Here is a 15,425-nt window from a genome sequence, read left to right on the forward strand (position 1 = left end):
GGCCGGCCCAGACAGTGCGTGGTCCGGCCAACGGCCGGCGCTACCCGGTTCACGGTGATCGTGGATGGATCAGCGAAGAATCCCGGGCAGGTCCAACCCCTTCTCCTTCGCGCATTCAATCGCGATCTCATACCCCGCATCCGCATGCCGCATCACGCCGGTGGCCGGGTCGTTCCACAGCACGCGCGCGATGCGCTTGGCCGCGGCCTCGGTGCCGTCGCAGACGATCACCATGCCGGCGTGCTGCGAGAAGCCCATGCCCACGCCGCCGCCGTGGTGCAGCGACACCCAGGTCGCGCCGCTGGCGGTGTTGAGCAGGGCGTTGAGCAGCGGCCAGTCCGAGACCGCATCGGAGCCGTCGGCCATCGCTTCGGTTTCCCGGTTGGGCGAGGCGACGCTGCCGCTGTCCAGATGGTCGCGGCCGATCACCACCGGCGCCTTGAGTTCGCCGTTGGCGACCATCTCATTGAACGCCAGCCCAAGCCGGTCGCGGTCGCCCAGGCCCACCCAGCAGATGCGCGCCGGCAGGCCCTGGAACTTTATCTTCTCGGCCGCCATGTCGAGCCAGCGGTGCAGGTGCGGGTTGTCCGGAATCAGTTCCTTGACCTTGGCATCGGTCTTGGCGATGTCCTCTGGATCACCGCTCAGCGCGGCCCAGCGGAATGGGCCGATGCCGCGGCAGAACAGCGGGCGGATATATGCCGGCACGAACCCGGGGAAATCGAACGCATCCTCGACGCCTTCTTCCAGCGCCATCTGGCGCAGGTTGTTGCCGTAATCGACGGTCGGCACGCCCAGCGCGTGGAAGGCCAGCATGGCGCGGACGTGGTTGGCCATCGATTCGCGCGCGGCCTTCTCCACCACCTTCGGCGCGGTCACGCGCTGCTCGTCCCACTGTTCCACCGTCCATTCCTGCGGCAGGTAGCCGTTGACCGGGTCGTGCGCGGAGGTCTGGTCAGTCAGCAGGTCCGGCTTGACCCCGCGCAGCAGCAGTTCTTCCAGCACGTCGGCGACATTGCCGAGCAGGCCTACCGACAGCGGCTTCTTCGCCGTGCACGATTCCTCGATCAGGCGCAGCGCTTCATCCAGGTTGTCGGTCCAGGTGTCCAGGTAGCCGGTGCGCAGGCGCATCTCGATGCTGCTCTTGCGGCATTCCACCGCTAGGCACGAGGCACCGGCCATCACTGCGGCCAGCGGCTGCGCGCCGCCCATGCCACCGAGGCCACCCGTGAACAGCCACCTGCCGGCCAGGCTGCCGTTGTAGTGCTGGCGGCCCATTTCCACGAAGGTTTCGTACGTGCCCTGCACGATGCCCTGGGCACCGATGTAGATCCAGCTGCCAGCGGTCATCTGGCCGTACATGGCCAGGCCCTTCTTATCCAGCTCGTTGAAGTGGTCCCAGTTGGCCCAGCGCGGCACCAGGTTTGAATTGGCGATCAGTACGCGCGGCGCATCGGCGTGGGTGCGGAACACGCCCACCGGCTTGCCCGACTGCACCAGCAGGGTCTGGTCGTCTTCCAGCCGGGTGAGCGTCTCGATGATCGCGTCGTAGCTTTCCCAGTCACGCGCGGCGCGGCCGATGCCGCCGTACACCACCAGTTCCTGCGGGCGCTCGGCGACATCCGGGTGCAGGTTGTTCATCAGCATGCGCAGCGGTGCCTCGGTCAGCCAGCTCTTCGCAGTGAGCGTGCTGCCGGTGGGGGCGATGATGGTGTGGGTGGAATCGTGACGGCTCATGCAGCACTCCGGGAGTTCGCGAATTCAATGCAGGCGTTCAGCACCTGCTGCAGCGTGTGGCGCAGCGGTGCCGCGTGGTCGGGGTCGAGCGGGGTGGGCCAGCTGTGCAGGTCCACCTGCTCCGGTTCGTGCATGTAGCCGCGGCAGGCCAGTTCCATCTGCAGGCTGTGCACGCCGCCGGGAATGTCGCTGTAGTGGCGGGTGATCCAGCCGCCCTTGAAGCGGCCGTTGCGCACGTGTGACAGGCCGCTGATCCGGCACAGGTTCTCCACCACGTCGCTGAGCGCGTTGTCGCAGGACGTGTCCGGCGTGCCGGACGGGCCCGCGGTGCCCAGGTTGAACTGCGGCAGCTCGCCGTCGAACAGGTGCGGGATATGCGAACGGATCGAATGCGCGTCGTATACCACCACGGTGCCTTGGCGCTGGCGCAGGCGCGCGATCTGCGCGGCCAGCGCCGCGTGATAGGGCGCAAAATACGTATCGCGGCGCTGGGCAATCGCGTCGGCATCCGGCTCCCGGCCCGGGTGGTACAGCGGCTGGTTGTCGAACGTGGTCAGCGGGCACAGCCCGGTGGTGTTCTGCCCGGGATACAGCGAGACGCCGCTGGGGTCGCGGTTGAGGTCGATCACCGACCGCGAGATCGCCGAACGCACCGTGGTCGCCCCGAGGCGCTGGGCGAAGTCATACAGCTCATGCACCCACCAGTCGGCATCGCGGCGGGCCAGCCACGGCGACACGAAATCGCCGGCCAGCGCATCGGGCAGTTCGGTGCCGGTGTGCGGGAAGCTGACGATCAGCGGCGCATCACCTTCATGCACCTGCAGCCAGTCCGGCTGGGCGGTCATGCCAGCGGCTCCACCTGCGGCAGGATGTCCGCCAGCCCTTCGGCCAGCGCGCCGCTGCGCACCAGCGCGGTGGCGGCCAGCATGTCCGGGTGGAAGTAGCGGTCATCCTGCAGGGTCGGCACCTGCGCACGCAGGCGCTGGCGCACTGCTTCCAGCGCATCGCTGGAGCGCAGGCCACCGTGGAAGTCGCAGCCCTGCGCGGCGGCCAGGAGTTCGATGCCGACAACGTTGGCCGCGTTCTCGGCCATCTGCAGCAGGCGGCGCGCGCCATGCGCGGCCATCGAGACGTGGTCTTCCTGATTGGCCGAGGTCGGAATCGAATCCACGCTGGCCGGGTAGGCGCGCTGCTTGTTTTCCGACACCAGCGCGGCGGCGGTCACCTGCGGGATCATGAAGCCGGAGTTCAGCCCCGGCTTCGGGGTCAGGAATGCCGGCAGGCCGGACAGCGCCGGGTCGACCAGCATCGCGGTACGCCGTTCGCTGATCGAGCCGATCTCGCAGATCGCCATCGCCAGCATGTCGGCGGCGAAGGCCACCGGTTCGGCGTGGAAGTTGCCGCCGCTGAGCGCTTCGTTGGTGTCGGTGAACACCAGCGGGTTGTCGGACACGCCGTTGGCTTCAATCGCCAGCGTGGTGGCGGCCTGGCGCATCACGTCGAAGGCCGCACCCATCACCTGCGGCTGGCAGCGCAGGCAGTACGGGTCCTGCACGCGCACATCGTTGTCGCGGTGCGATTCGCGGATCGCCGAGCCCTCCATCAGGGTGCGCAGCGCCGCCGCGGTGGCGATCTGGCCGCGTTGGCCGCGGATGCTGTGGATGCGGGGATCGAACGGGGTGTCCGACCCCTTGGCGGCCTCCACCGACAATGCGCCGGTGACCAGCGCGGCCTGGAACACGGTGCTGATGGCGAACAGCCCGGCCAGCGCATAGGCGGTGGAATACTGGGTGCCGTTGAGCAGGGCCAAGCCTTCCTTCGCCCCCAGCACCAGCGGTGCCAGGCCGCAGCGCGCCAGCGCGTCGGCCGCGCTGAGCCGTTCGCCGCCGACGAACGCTTCGCCGACACCGATCATCACGCTGGCAAGGTGCGACAACGGCGCCAGGTCGCCGGATGCGCCCACCGAGCCCTGGCACGGAATCACCGGCACCAGGTCGTGCTGCAGGAACGCTTCCAGCAGCGCCAGCGTTGCCGGGCGGATGCCGGACGCGCCCTGGGCCAGGCTGGTCAGCTTCAATGCCATCATCAGCCGCACCACCGGCGCCGGCATCGGCTCGCCGACCCCGGCCGCGTGCGAGAGCACGATATTGCGCTGCAGGGTTTCCAGGTCGTCGCGTTCGATGCGCACGCTGGCCAGCTTGCCGAAGCCGGTATTGATGCCGTACACCGGCGCGCCCTTGGCCACGATGTCGGCCACGGTCTTCGCGCTGCGCTGCACCGCCTCGGCCGAGGCCGGGTCCAAGCGCACCCGTGCGCCGTCATGGATCGCGCGCCATTGCGCCAGGGTTACCGCGCCGGGCTGCAGGGTCAGGGTGTTGCTCATGGAATCTCCAGACATCTCGAAAGTCAGACGGAAGCGCCGCGCATCACGCGCGCGTGCAGGGGATTGAAGCCCATGCGGTACACCAGGTCGGCCGGCGCCTCGATGTCCCACACGGCGAGGTTGCAGTCCAGCCCCACCGCCAGCCGGCCGATGCGGTCCTGCCGCCCGAGCGCACGCGCCGCTTCACGGGTGAAGCCGGCAATGCACTCCTCCACGGTCATGCGGAACAGCGTGGCGGCCATGTTCATCGCCAGCAGCGGGCTGGTCAGCGGCGAGGTGCCGGGGTTGCTGTCGGTGGCCAGTGCCAGCGGTACGCCGGCCGCGCGCAGCGCGTCGATCGGGGGCAGGGTGGTGTCGCGGGTGAAATAGAACGCGCCCGGCAGCAGCACCGCCACGGTGCCGGCGGCACGCATCGCGGCAATGCCGTCTGCATCGAGGTGTTCGATGTGGTCGGCCGAAAGTGCGCCATGCCGCGCAGCCAACGCAGCGCCGTGCTGGTTGCTGAGCTGTTCGGCGTGGATCTTCACCGCCAGTCCATGCGCCTGCGCGGCCACGAACACCTGCTCGGCCTGCGCGGTGCTGAAGGCGATGTTCTCGCAGAACACATCGACCGCTTCGGCCAGGTCCTGCGCGGCCATCGCCGGAATCATCACGTTGCACACCTCATCGATGTACTCCTGCGCCTGCCGCCCCGGCGGCACCGCGTGTGCACCGAGGAAGGTGGGCACCACCTCGACCGCGCGCTGCCGCGACAGCTCGCGGGCCACGCGCAGCTGCTTGGTTTCATCGACAAGCGAGAGGCCGTATCCGGATTTGATCTCCACCGTGGTGATGCCCTCGGCCAGCATCGCATCCAGCCGCGGCAGGCTGGTGGCGAGCAGCTCGGCCTCGCTGGCGGCGCGGGTGGCGCGCACGGTGCTGACGATGCCGCCGCCGGCGCGCGCGATGTCGGCATAGCTCACGCCCTGCAGGCGCTGCTCGAATTCGTTGGCGCGGTTGCCGGCGTAGACCAGGTGGGTGTGGCAGTCGATCAGCCCCGGGCTGATCCAGCGGCCGCCGCAGTCCACCCGCCGGGCAGGCTGCAGGTGCGCATCGGAACCGGCCGGGCCGACATGCACGATGCGGCCATCGCGGGCGGCGAGCACGCCGTCGCGGACCACGCCCAGGCCAGGGCCATCGACAGTGATCAGGTGGGCATGGGTCCAGAGGGTGTCACAGTGCATGGCAGCAACCACGGCGGCGTATATGTCTATACAATATAGTCGCCACTTCCGGGATGTCCAGTGATGCCAGCCAACCCCGCCCCCGTCCTCGCATTCCACGCCGACCACGCCCTGTTGCCGCACGGCTGGGCGCGCGATGTGCGCATCGTCTGCGCCGGCCCTACCGTGCAGTCGGTGGAGGCCGGCATGCCCGCGCAGCCCGGCGACACCGCGCTGGCGATCGCGCTGCCCGGCCTGGGCAACCTGCACAGCCACGCCTTCCAGCGCGGCATGGCCGGCTTGACCGAGATCGGCGGACGCAGCGGCGACAGTTTCTGGAGCTGGCGCGAACTGATGTACCGCTTCCTGGCGAACCTGCAGCCCGAGGCGGTGCAGGCGATCGCCGAGCAGGCGTACGTGGAAATGCTGGAATCGGGCTTCACCCGCGTCGGCGAATTCCACTATCTGCACCACGCCGCGGACGGCAGCCCGTATGCGGACCGCGCCGAGATGGCCGCGCGCATCGCGGCGGCGGCGCAGGGCAGTGGCATCGGCCTGACCCTGCTGCCGGTGTTCTATGCGCATGCCGACTTCGGCGGCGCGCCCCCCAACCCGGCGCAGCGCCGCCTGCTGCATGATGTGGACGGCTTTGCCGCACTGCTGGAGGGCTGTCACCAGGCCCTGCGGGGGCAGGACGATGCGGTGCTGGGCATCGCCCCGCACAGCCTGCGCGCGGTCACCGGCGAAGAGCTGGCCGCACTGCTGCCACTCACCACCGGCCCCGTGCACATCCACATCGCCGAACAGACCCGCGAGGTCGATGCGTGCGTGGCCTGGAGCGGGCTGCGCCCGGTGCGCTGGCTCTACGAACACGCACCCGTGGACGCGCGCTGGTGCCTGGTCCATGCCACCCACGTGGACGACGACGAAGTACGGCGCATGCTGGCCAGCCACGCCGCGGTCGGCCTGTGCCCGATCACCGAAGCCAACCTCGGCGACGGCCTGTTCCCGATGCAGGCGTTCGCGCGCGGCGGTGGCCGCTTCGGCGTGGGCTCGGATTCCAACGTGCTGATCGACGCCGCCGAGGAGCTGCGCCTGCTCGAGTACGGGCAGCGCCTGCAGCTGCGAGGGCGCAACGTGCTGGCGCCGCAGGAAGGGGTATCCAGCGGACGTTGGCTGTTCGAACAGTCCCTGCACGGTGCAGCGCAGGCGCTGGGCGTGGGCTGTGGCCTGCAGCCCGGTGCGCCCGCTGACGTGGTCGAACTGGATCCGCAGCACCCGGCGCTGATCGCCCGCGACGGTGACGCGTGGCTTGACAGCTGGGTATTCGCCGCCCGTAATGGCGCCGTTCGATCGGTCTGGCGCGGCGGACGCGAGCTGGTCCGGCACGGCCGCCACCTGCAGCGCGACGCCGTGGCAGCGCGTTTTGCCCAGGCCCTGCGTGGCGTGTTGAGGAGTTCCGAGTGACGGGCAAGAAAGCCGAAACCCTCAACCAGCGCATCCGTGCCGATCTGGAAAACCGCATCCTCAGCGGCGAATGGGCGCCCGGTTTCCGCATTCCGTACGAGCACGAGCTGATGGAGCTGTACGGCTGCTCGCGGATGACGGTCAACAAGGTACTCACCGCGTTGGCCGAGAGCGGCATGATCGAACGTCGCCGTCGCGCCGGTTCGTTCGTGGCCCGGCAGCCCCCGCACCTGGAGCAGGTGGCGCTGGAGATTCCCGATATCGCCATGGCGGTGGGTGCGCGCGGCCACGTCTACGGTTACCAGTTGCTGGAGCGGGCCTATCGGGCCCCCAACCCGGCCGCCAGCGAGGAAGTGGCGCTTGCCGGAGAGCAGAAGCTGCTGGCGATCCGCTGCCTGCATCGGGCCGATGGCCGACCGTTCGCGTTGGAACACCGTTTGATCAGCCCGGTCGGGGTGCCCGAGGTGCTGGAGGTGGATTTCACCACCACCGCGCCGGGCAGCTGGCTGCTGCAGAACGTGTCGTGGACCCGGGCCCAGCACCGCATCAGTGCCTGGGGCGCCGACGCCGCAGCGGCGGCGCTGCTGGACGTGAAGCCCGGCACCGCCTGCCTGGTCATCGACCGGCTGACCTGGCGGGGCGAACAGCCGATCACCTGCGTGCGCCAGATGTTCCTGGGCGATGCCTGGGACCTGGTGGCGAAATTCGCGCCCGGCGCACGTTGACGTGATGCCGGGCGCCGCCCGGCACCCCTGTTACGACGTGGCGCACTGCCGCCAGCGCACCGGTTCGTCGGTCCCCAGGCGTGGGTTGAGCTGGATGCGCACCGTGCGCAGCGCCGGGTAGCGTTTGACCTGGCTGCAGATCTGCGGCCAGATCGCATCGATCTCGGCAGACCGGTTCACCGCGAGGGTCTGGCGGGTCTGCCAGAACGCATTGAGCACACCGCTCTGCTGCCCCAGCAGGGCGGCCAGTTCACGCTGGTAGCGCGCGAGCGTTTCCGCATCCGGATCGGCCACGGTGCCGAGAATGCCGTCCGGGTCGCTGCTGCCTGGCGCAGGTGCCGGCGACGGTGACGCAGTCGGGGTGCCTGCAGCGTCGGCGGCGGGTGCGGTGGGTTCCGGTGGTGCGGCGACGGGGGTCGAAGACGGGGCGGTGGCGGCAGCGGGCGAGACAGGCGGCTCGGTCGGGGCCTGCTCCAGGCGCGTGGTCAGATAGCCCATGCCCACGATCAGCCCGAGGGTCAGCGAGCCCAGTGCGGCGATCGAAATGCGCCGCAGCGCCTCGCGCCGCGACTGATGCTTGACCCGGCTTTCCACGTCACCGGGCAGGTAGGGCTGCAGCATCGGCCACAACACGGTGCCGTCCAGCACCTCCACGCTCTGCTTCTCCGCGGCGCCGCGGCCATCGCGTTCGACCCGGCCTTCGGTGATCAGGATCCCCCCGCGGGCCCCGGCCAGGCGCGCGGCCGCGCCGAGTTCGTTCACTGCCGCCGTGCCGATCCGATAGGCCCGGCCGTGCTTGCAGGACACCAGGTAGCGCTGGTGCGCGGCGTCCTGCATCAGGAAATCGCTGCTGGGCTCGCGGCTGTCATCCGGCTCGCCGGTGATGTCCTGCAGCTGGCGCTGTTCGTGCAGGGCGCGCCGGACGATGCTGGAAAAGTCCCGCCAGTGCATCCCGGCCAAGGCGTTGAGCCCCAGTCGCGTCTCCGTCCGGCGGCGTTTGACCAGCCAGAACCAGGCAGCAGCGAGGGACCAGACAACAAGAGCCAGCAGGAGGGCCAGAATCCAGGAGAACATGAGATCTAGAAATGAACACGGGGTACAGACGACAGTCTATATGCGCCCACCTACAAAAAACCCGCCAATCCGTAGCCGTGAGGGGAGGGAACAAACGGCAGTGACGCGATTGGCGGGTCGGGTTCGATTGTCAACAAACGCTTGCTGCTTTGCAACAATCCGAACTCAGGCGTCCGAGCTGGGCGACTGGTGGGTGCCGGGCAGGGGGTCGGCATTGGGCGAAGCGTTGCGCGCCTCGGCCCGGTTGAGCCGGGTGGTCAGCGCATCGATGCGGGCATTGAGCGTAGCGACATCCTCGGCGGTCGGGATGTTGAGCCGCTTGAGCACGCCCTGGACGCGGTCGTCGAAGGCCTTCTCCACCTTGTCCCAGGTGCCGGCGGCCTTTTCCCGGGCCTCGCCCAGGTGCTCCTCTACGTTGTCGCGCCAGCGCGGGGTGTCCCCGGCCTGCTCGCGGTTGCGCGCGTCCACCGACTCGCCTTCCCGGACCAGGTCATCGAAGACGCGGCTGCCTTCGGCCTGGGCGCGTGCGAATACGCCAAGCCCGGCCAGCCAGATCTGTTGTGCCGAGCCGGTCAATCTGCGCGAAAAGCGCTCGGCCTGGTCCTGCAGCGAGGGCTTCTCGCCGGTGCGGTCATCGTAGTCGTCGTGTGCGTTCATGGGGCGATCCTGTGAGTGGCCACCCTTCGATCCTACCCAGCCCGTCGATTGCGCGGCGTGATGGCCCGGCTGTGCCGGGCGGATGGTTCAGCCAAGCTTCTCGCGCAGGACGCGGTGGATCTCGCCCTCGACCATGCTCTGCATCAACGATGCAGGGAACGAGAGCTTGGCGGTCACGTGCACCTGGCCGGGCAGCAGCTCGATCAGGCCCTTGACCCCGCTACCGCTGAAATTGAGTGCATCCTCCACCCACTCGGTGGTGAGCGGGAAGCTCTTGTCGAGCTTGGCCAGCATGTCCTGGATCACGCTGCGCGCCACATCGGGGCTGTGGGTGTGGTCGTGGCGGATATCGATGCTGGACATGCGGGCTCCTGGCGGGCGGTAGCGGAAACGGGCGTGCATTGTGCGCATCCGCAGACAGATCTCCAAGCAGTGCGTCACACTTCTATCTTCCCAGACTGCCAACCTGTTAGGCTGCGCCGCGTGCAGAACCTGCTTGTCCACTTCACTCATCGCCAACACCCCGACCAGCCGTTGAAGCCCGGGGTGCAGCGCATCGTGCGCCACGCATCGGGCGGGGTCCGGCTCGGCGGCGACGTAGCCGGCACGCTGCTGCTGGCGCAGTTCTGCCTGGACGACCGCGGCCTGTGGCTGCAGGTGGCCGCCGGAATGCGCGGCATCCACGTCAATGGCCGGCCGGTACGCCGCATGGCCCTGCTGCGGCCCGGCGACGCGGTCTATGCCGACGGGGTGGAAATGGTGGTGCAGGGCGGCTGCGAGCCGCTCAGCCACGCGCCGTCGCGCAGCGATGACAGCGGCGAGGACCAGCGCCTGCTGCGCGGCGTGGGAGGGCAGCACCACGGCCGCAGCTTCACCCTGGACCGCCCGCGGGTGATCGGGCGGGGGGCCGAATCGGACATCGTGATCGACGATCCGGCCTTTGCCGAACAACACGCGCGGATCGAGCGGCACGGCGAGCGCCTATTGCTGCGCGACCTGGGCGCGGGCGAATCCACCCGGGTCAATGGCGTCAGCGTGCGCCACTGCTGGCTCCAGCCGGGCGACCAGCTGGTGTTCGACGCCCAACACCGGTTCGTGCTGGAAGTGCCGCACGACGGGCGCAAGCGCGTGGCCAGCGACGAACAGGACGAACTGCTCGACCTGCCCAGCGCGGTCGAAGCACCGGCCAAGCCTGCGCGCGTGAGCCGTTGGCCGTGGCTGCTGGGCAGCGCGCTGCTGCTGGCGGGGCTGATCAGCCTGCTGCTCTGGTTCGGCGCGCGCTGAACCGATAGATTCAAACGCAACCAATTTCGCCTTGTGCAGCAAGGCCTAAAGGCTGGTGCGCTGCGGCATACTAGGGGTCTTGCCCCATAGGTGTGTCATGACGCGCGCGTTCAATTTCAGTGCCGGCCCTGCAACCCTGCCGGAATCGGTCCTGCGCCAGGCGCAGGAAGAAATGTTGGAATGGAACGGCGCCGGCGCCTCCATTGTCGAAATGAGCCACCGCGGCCCGGAGTTCATGGCCGTCGCGGCCGAGGCCGAGGCCGACCTGCGCCGCCTGATCGGCATCCCCGACGACTACGCCGTGATGTTCCTGGCCGGCGGCGCGACCACCCAGCAGGCCCTGCTCGCGCTGAACTTCGCCAGTCCCGGCCAGACCGTCGACTACGTGCTCACCGGGCACTGGGGCAAGACCGCGATCAAGCAGGTCAGCCCCTACGTCAAGGTGAATGTCGCCGCCAGCAGCGAAGCCACCGGCTTCCACGACATCCCGCCGCGCAGCCAGTGGCAGTTGTCCGACGATGCGGCCTACGTGCACATCACCGCCAACGAGACCATCCACGGGGTCGAGTTCCGTGACACCCCGGACGTGGGCAACGTGCCGCTGTTCGCCGATTTCAGCTCCTCCATCGCCAGCGAGCCGCTGGATGTTTCGCGCTACGGCCTGATCTACGCCGGCGCGCAGAAGAACCTCGGCCCGGTCGGGGTCTCGGTGGTGATTGTGCGACGCGAGCTGCTCGAGCGCAGCGGCCAGCCGCGCGCGGACATCTTCGACTACCGCTCGCACGTCGCCCGCGACTCCATGCTCAACACGCCGCCCACCTGGAACTGGTACCTGGCCGGGCTGGTGTTCAAGTGGATGCTGGCCGAGGGCGGCGTGGAAGAATTCGCGCGCCGCAACGCGGCCAAGTCGGCGCTGGTCTACGGCGCCATCGATGCCTCCGGCGGCTTCTACCGCAATGAGGTGGTGCCGGCGGCGCGCTCGCGCATGAACATTCCGTTCTTCCTGCCCGACGAGACGCTTACCGCGCGTTTCGTCAGTGAATCCAAAGCCGCCGGCCTGCTGGCACTGAAGGGTCACAAGGCGGTCGGCGGCATCCGTGCCTCGCTGTACAACGCGCTTCCGGTGGAGGGCGCGCAGGCGCTCACCACCTTCATGCGCGATTTCCAGCAGCGCAACGGCTGACGCTCCCGACTTTACCGGGGCGCCCGCCGCCCCACTGCAACTGGAACCCCTGATGGCCATCAAACCCGCCAAGCCCAAGGCATCCACCGCCAAGCCCGTCGCGGCCAAGACCGCACCGGGCGCCGCCAAGCCGACCAAGGCCGCTGCCGTGCCCGCCATCGCCGCACCGGTGCTGTCCGACGTGCGCGCCAAGATCGACCACATCGACCGCAGCATCCAGGCGCTGATCGCCGAGCGTGCGCAGTTCGCCCACCAGGTCGGCAAGGCCAAGGGCAAGCTCGCCGCCGCCGTCGATTACTACCGCCCGGAGCGCGAAGCGCAGGTGCTGCGCATGGTGGTGGACCGCAACGAAGGCCCGCTCAGCGATGAAGTGCTGGTGCATGTGTTCCGCGAAATCATGTCGGCCTGCCTGGCCCAGCAGGAGCCGTTGAAGATCGGTTACCTCGGCCCGGAAGGCACCTTCAGCCAGCAGGCCGTGCTCAAGCATTTTGGTCGCTCGGCGCTGGGCCTGCCGCTGGCCAGCATCGAAGAAGTGTTCCAGGAAGTGGAAGCGGGCAACGCCGATTTCGGCGTGGTGCCGGTGGAGAACTCGGGGCAGGGCACCATCCAGATCACCCTGGACATGTTCCTCACCTCCAACCTGAAGATCTGCGGCGAAGTCGAACTGCGCGTGCAGCAGTACCTGATGTCGCGCAGCGGCCGGTTGGAAGACGTCGAACGCGTCTACGGCCACCCGCAGTCGTTCATGCAGACCTCGTCCTGGTTGCGCGCGAACCTGCCCAAGGCCGAGAAGGTGCCGGTGTCGAGCAACGCCGAGGGTGCGCGCCGTGCACGCAACGCCGACGACGCCGCGGCCATTGGCGGTGAGAGCGCCGGCCATGTGTACGGCCTGAAGAAGGTGGTCACCAAGCCGATCCAGAACGATGCCGACAACACCACGCGCTTCCTCGTGGTGGGCCGCCAGTTCTTCCCGAGCTCCGGGCATGACCGTACCTCGGTCCTGGTGTTCATCCACGACAAGCCGGGCGCGTTGTTCGACGTGCTCAGTCCGTTCGCCCGGCACGGCATCAGCATGAACCGCATCGAATCGCGCCCGTCGCACAACGCCAAGTGGGAGTACGGGTTCTTCATCGACCTGGCCGGCCACATCGACGACGCGGCGATGCAGGCCGCGTTGGCCGAACTGGAGGCGCACTCGGCACAGATCAAGGTGCTCGGCTCCTATCCGGTCGCCGTGCCCTGAGTTCCGGGCGCCGCCGCTGCGCCCTCCATCGCCCTACGATTCACGGCTGCCGCTGTCGGCGGCCCCGCACAGGATCCACCGATGACCGCTTCCGCTTCCTGGACCGCCCGCAAGGGCCAGCCCCTGCAGGGCAGCCTGACCATTCCCGGCGACAAGTCGGTGTCGCACCGCGCGGTGATGTTCGCCGCCCTGGCCGACGGCGTCTCCCGCATCGACGGCTTCCTGGAAGGTGAAGACACCCGCGCCACCGCCGCGATCTTCTCGCAGCTGGGCGTGCGCATCGAAACGCCGTCGCCGTCGCAGCGCATCGTGCATGGCGTCGGCGTGGATGGCCTGAAGGCGCCCAGCGCGCCGCTCGACTGCGGCAACGCCGGTACCGGCATGCGCCTGCTGGCCGGCCTCCTGGCCGCGCAGCCGTTCGATTCGGTGATGGTCGGCGACGAATCGCTGTCGCGCCGGCCGATGCGCCGGGTGACCGGTCCGCTGGCGCAGATGGGCGCCCGGATCGACACCGAAGCCGACGGCACCCCGCCGCTGCGCGTGCACGGCGGGCAGCCGCTGAACGGCATCGACTTCGCCTCGCCGGTGGCCAGTGCCCAGGTCAAATCCGCGGTGCTGCTGGCCGGCCTGTACGCGCAGGGCGAGACCTCGGTGACCGAGCCGCACCCGACCCGCGACTACAGCGAACGCATGCTGCGCGCGTTTGGCGTGGACATCACCTTCTCGCCGGGCAAGGCTCGCCTGCGTGGCGGCCAGCGCCTGCGCGCCACCGACATCGCAGTGCCGGCCGACTTCTCCTCGGCCGCGTTCTTCCTGGTCGCCGCCAGCATCATTCCCGGCTCCGAACTGCGCCTGCGCCAGGTCGGCCTGAACCCGCGCCGCACCGGCCTGCTGGCCGCGCTGCGCCTGATGGGCGCCGACATCCGCGAGGAAAACCATGCCGAGCAGGGCGGTGAGGCCGTCGCCGACCTGGTGGTGCGCCACGCACCGCTGCACGGCGCCGCGATTCCCGAAGCGCTGGTACCGGACATGATCGATGAGTTCCCCGCCCTGTTCGTGGCTGCCGCAGCGGCGCAGGGCAACACCGTGGTCACCGGCGCGGCCGAGCTGCGGGTCAAGGAATCCGACCGCCTGGCCGCCATGGCCACCGGCCTGCGCAGCCTGGGCGTGCAGGTGGACGAAACCGAAGACGGCGCCACCATCCACGGTGGCCACACCCTGGGCAGCGGCACCATCGAAAGCCACGGCGACCACCGCATCGCCATGGCCTTCGCCATCGCCGGCCAGCTCAGCAGTGGCGAGGTCCGCATCAACGACATCGCCAACGTCGCCACCTCGTTCCCGGACTTCGATGGCCTCGCCAAGGGCGCCGGCTTCAACCTGTCCTGACCAGACCGGGACGCCCGACGCACCCTCGGAACCCACAAAAAAAGAGCCGACCTTTCGGTCGGCTCCCCGGCTCCCCCGCCGTTTTCGGTTTTACCGTTCGGTGCGGAAATCCACCGGCACGCGCACCACGCTGGCCACCGCGCGACCGTTGTGCATCGCCGGCTCGAACTTCCAGTCGCGCACGGTGGTGAGCACAGCGCGATCAAGATCGCGGTCACGGCCGCCACTACGCTTCACGATATCTGCATTGGTCACTTGGCCGCGCGTATCCACGTTGAGGCTGGCCACCACGCTGCCTTCCACGCCACTACGCAGGGCCGAGCGCGGATACACCGGCTTGGCGTTGCTGCTCAGCGGTCGCGCTTCGCGGTCGCGCACCGCCGGCGCCGCACGGCGCTGGGTGATCGCCGGAGCAGCCTGGCGCGTTGCGGGCGTGGGCGTCGTCGCCACGGGGGTTTCAGTTGCCGGCAGCATGCGCTCGCCGATCGGCGCACTGGCCGTTTCGTCCGGATTGGCATAACGCAGCCACACCAGCGCGGCCGCGAACATCGCCACGATCAGCGCGATCCACAGCAGCGGCGACGTACGCCGGCGGCTAGGGTCGTCGATCACATCGCGCTGGTGCTGCGGCGAAGCAGGGATTTCATGGGTATGGGTAACACTCATGGCGGACTCCTGGTGTCGAGTTGACACCCGCAGTGTTGCCCGCCCCGCGTTTCAGGTGTGTCACCGGTACGTCAACGCCACGCGTGCATGGCCAGCGTGGTTCAGCATGATGAGCCGTGCCTTTACGCGAGGCTGACGCCGCGATGACCGGTGCACCGCGTACCCACCAGCGGTGGATGACTACCGCGCTTTGAAGTCAAACGGTACTTCGATGCTGCCGACCACGGCCTGCCCGTTGCTCTGCGCTGGCAGGAAGCGCCAGCGGCGCACCGCATCGGTGGCGGCGCGGTCGAGGTCGCGCGAGCCGCTGCGCTGCACGATGGTCACGTTGAACGGCACGCCAGTGGCGTCCACGTCCACGCGCACCACCACGCTGCCCTCCACCCCGTTGCGCAGGGCGGCAGGCGGGTAGGAC

At 68.9% G+C, this 15,425-nt stretch carries 15 protein-coding genes; 6 read left to right on the plus strand and 9 right to left on the minus strand.

Annotated elements, in window-relative coordinates:
- Positions 1 to 69: 69 nt before the first annotated feature.
- From hutU to hutI, 4 genes are read right to left on the minus strand one after another with little or no spacing between them, the layout of a single operon-like run.
- The gene (gene hutU, locus RWO33_RS14015; protein ID WP_314105639.1) at positions 70 to 1,737 is read right to left on the minus strand and encodes a urocanate hydratase; all 1,668 of its coding nucleotides are present in this window, start codon (positions 1,735 to 1,737) and stop codon (positions 70 to 72) included.
- The gene (hutG, locus tag RWO33_RS14020) at positions 1,734 to 2,582 is read right to left on the minus strand and encodes an N-formylglutamate deformylase (RefSeq protein ID WP_314105641.1); all 849 of its coding nucleotides are present in this window, start codon (positions 2,580 to 2,582) and stop codon (positions 1,734 to 1,736) included. Before hutG ends, hutU begins: the two co-directional genes overlap by 4 nt.
- A complete protein-coding gene (hutH, locus tag RWO33_RS14025; RefSeq protein WP_314105642.1) occupies positions 2,579 to 4,120 on the minus strand; it encodes a histidine ammonia-lyase in 1,542 nt (513 codons plus the stop codon). The genes hutG and hutH overlap by 4 nt, the downstream gene beginning before the upstream one ends.
- 23 nt (positions 4,121 to 4,143) lie before the next feature.
- On the minus strand, positions 4,144 to 5,343 hold the full coding sequence (hutI, locus tag RWO33_RS14030; protein ID WP_314105644.1) for an imidazolonepropionase: 1,200 nt from the start codon (positions 5,341 to 5,343) through the stop codon (positions 4,144 to 4,146).
- A gap of 63 nt (positions 5,344 to 5,406) precedes the next feature.
- Between hutI and RWO33_RS14035 the strand changes: the two genes are divergently transcribed.
- Together RWO33_RS14035 and hutC are read left to right on the plus strand one after the other, a co-directional pair.
- Positions 5,407 to 6,789 (plus strand): formimidoylglutamate deiminase, encoded by a 1,383-nt coding sequence (locus tag RWO33_RS14035; protein WP_314105646.1) that lies wholly within the window; start codon positions 5,407 to 5,409, stop codon positions 6,787 to 6,789.
- Positions 6,786 to 7,514, plus strand: coding sequence for a histidine utilization repressor (gene hutC, locus RWO33_RS14040; RefSeq protein WP_314105648.1), 729 nt, complete (start codon positions 6,786 to 6,788; stop codon positions 7,512 to 7,514). Before RWO33_RS14035 ends, hutC begins: the two co-directional genes overlap by 4 nt.
- A 30-nt stretch (positions 7,515 to 7,544) precedes the next feature.
- On the opposite strand, the gene RWO33_RS14045 is transcribed toward hutC, so the two are convergent.
- The 3 genes from RWO33_RS14045 to RWO33_RS14055 form a co-directional block, all read right to left on the minus strand.
- Positions 7,545 to 8,588: a restriction endonuclease gene (locus tag RWO33_RS14045; protein ID WP_314105649.1), complete on the minus strand. Its 1,044-nt coding sequence runs from the start codon at positions 8,586 to 8,588 to the stop codon at positions 7,545 to 7,547.
- 165 nt (positions 8,589 to 8,753) lie between these two features.
- On the minus strand, positions 8,754 to 9,245 hold the full coding sequence (locus RWO33_RS14050) for a phasin family protein (RefSeq protein WP_145481696.1): 492 nt from the start codon (positions 9,243 to 9,245) through the stop codon (positions 8,754 to 8,756).
- A gap of 87 nt (positions 9,246 to 9,332) precedes the next feature.
- Positions 9,333 to 9,608 (minus strand): polyhydroxyalkanoic acid system family protein, encoded by a 276-nt coding sequence (locus RWO33_RS14055; RefSeq protein WP_314105652.1) that lies wholly within the window; start codon positions 9,606 to 9,608, stop codon positions 9,333 to 9,335.
- 120 nt (positions 9,609 to 9,728) lie between these two features.
- On the opposite strand from RWO33_RS14055, the gene RWO33_RS14060 reads away from it, so the two are divergent.
- From RWO33_RS14060 to aroA, 4 genes are all read left to right on the plus strand, one after another.
- Positions 9,729 to 10,529 (plus strand): FHA domain-containing protein, encoded by an 801-nt coding sequence (locus RWO33_RS14060; RefSeq protein WP_145481698.1) that lies wholly within the window; start codon positions 9,729 to 9,731, stop codon positions 10,527 to 10,529.
- A gap of 97 nt (positions 10,530 to 10,626) precedes the next feature.
- Complete coding sequence (serC, locus tag RWO33_RS14065; RefSeq protein WP_314105654.1) at positions 10,627 to 11,712, plus strand: 3-phosphoserine/phosphohydroxythreonine transaminase; 1,086 nt, start codon at positions 10,627 to 10,629, stop codon at positions 11,710 to 11,712.
- 52 nt (positions 11,713 to 11,764) lie between these two features.
- Complete coding sequence (gene pheA, locus RWO33_RS14070) at positions 11,765 to 12,955, plus strand: prephenate dehydratase (RefSeq protein WP_314105656.1); 1,191 nt, start codon at positions 11,765 to 11,767, stop codon at positions 12,953 to 12,955.
- A gap of 81 nt (positions 12,956 to 13,036) precedes the next feature.
- On the plus strand, positions 13,037 to 14,344 hold the full coding sequence (gene aroA, locus RWO33_RS14075; protein ID WP_314105658.1) for a 3-phosphoshikimate 1-carboxyvinyltransferase: 1,308 nt from the start codon (positions 13,037 to 13,039) through the stop codon (positions 14,342 to 14,344).
- A gap of 90 nt (positions 14,345 to 14,434) precedes the next feature.
- Here the strand turns inward: aroA and RWO33_RS14080 are convergent, their stop codons facing one another.
- Together RWO33_RS14080 and RWO33_RS14085 are read right to left on the minus strand one after the other, a co-directional pair.
- Positions 14,435 to 15,010, minus strand: a complete 576-nt coding sequence (locus RWO33_RS14080; protein ID WP_314105660.1) for an energy transducer TonB — start codon at positions 15,008 to 15,010, stop codon at positions 14,435 to 14,437.
- 180 nt (positions 15,011 to 15,190) lie between these two features.
- Positions 15,191 to 15,425 (minus strand): energy transducer TonB (locus RWO33_RS14085; RefSeq protein WP_314105661.1); only part of this gene is annotated, 235 nt, incomplete at its 5' end.

Origin of the sequence: uncultured Stenotrophomonas sp., from assembly GCF_963519925.1 — a bacterium.
Taxonomy (GTDB): Bacteria; Pseudomonadota; Gammaproteobacteria; order Xanthomonadales; family Xanthomonadaceae; genus Stenotrophomonas; species Stenotrophomonas maltophilia_AE.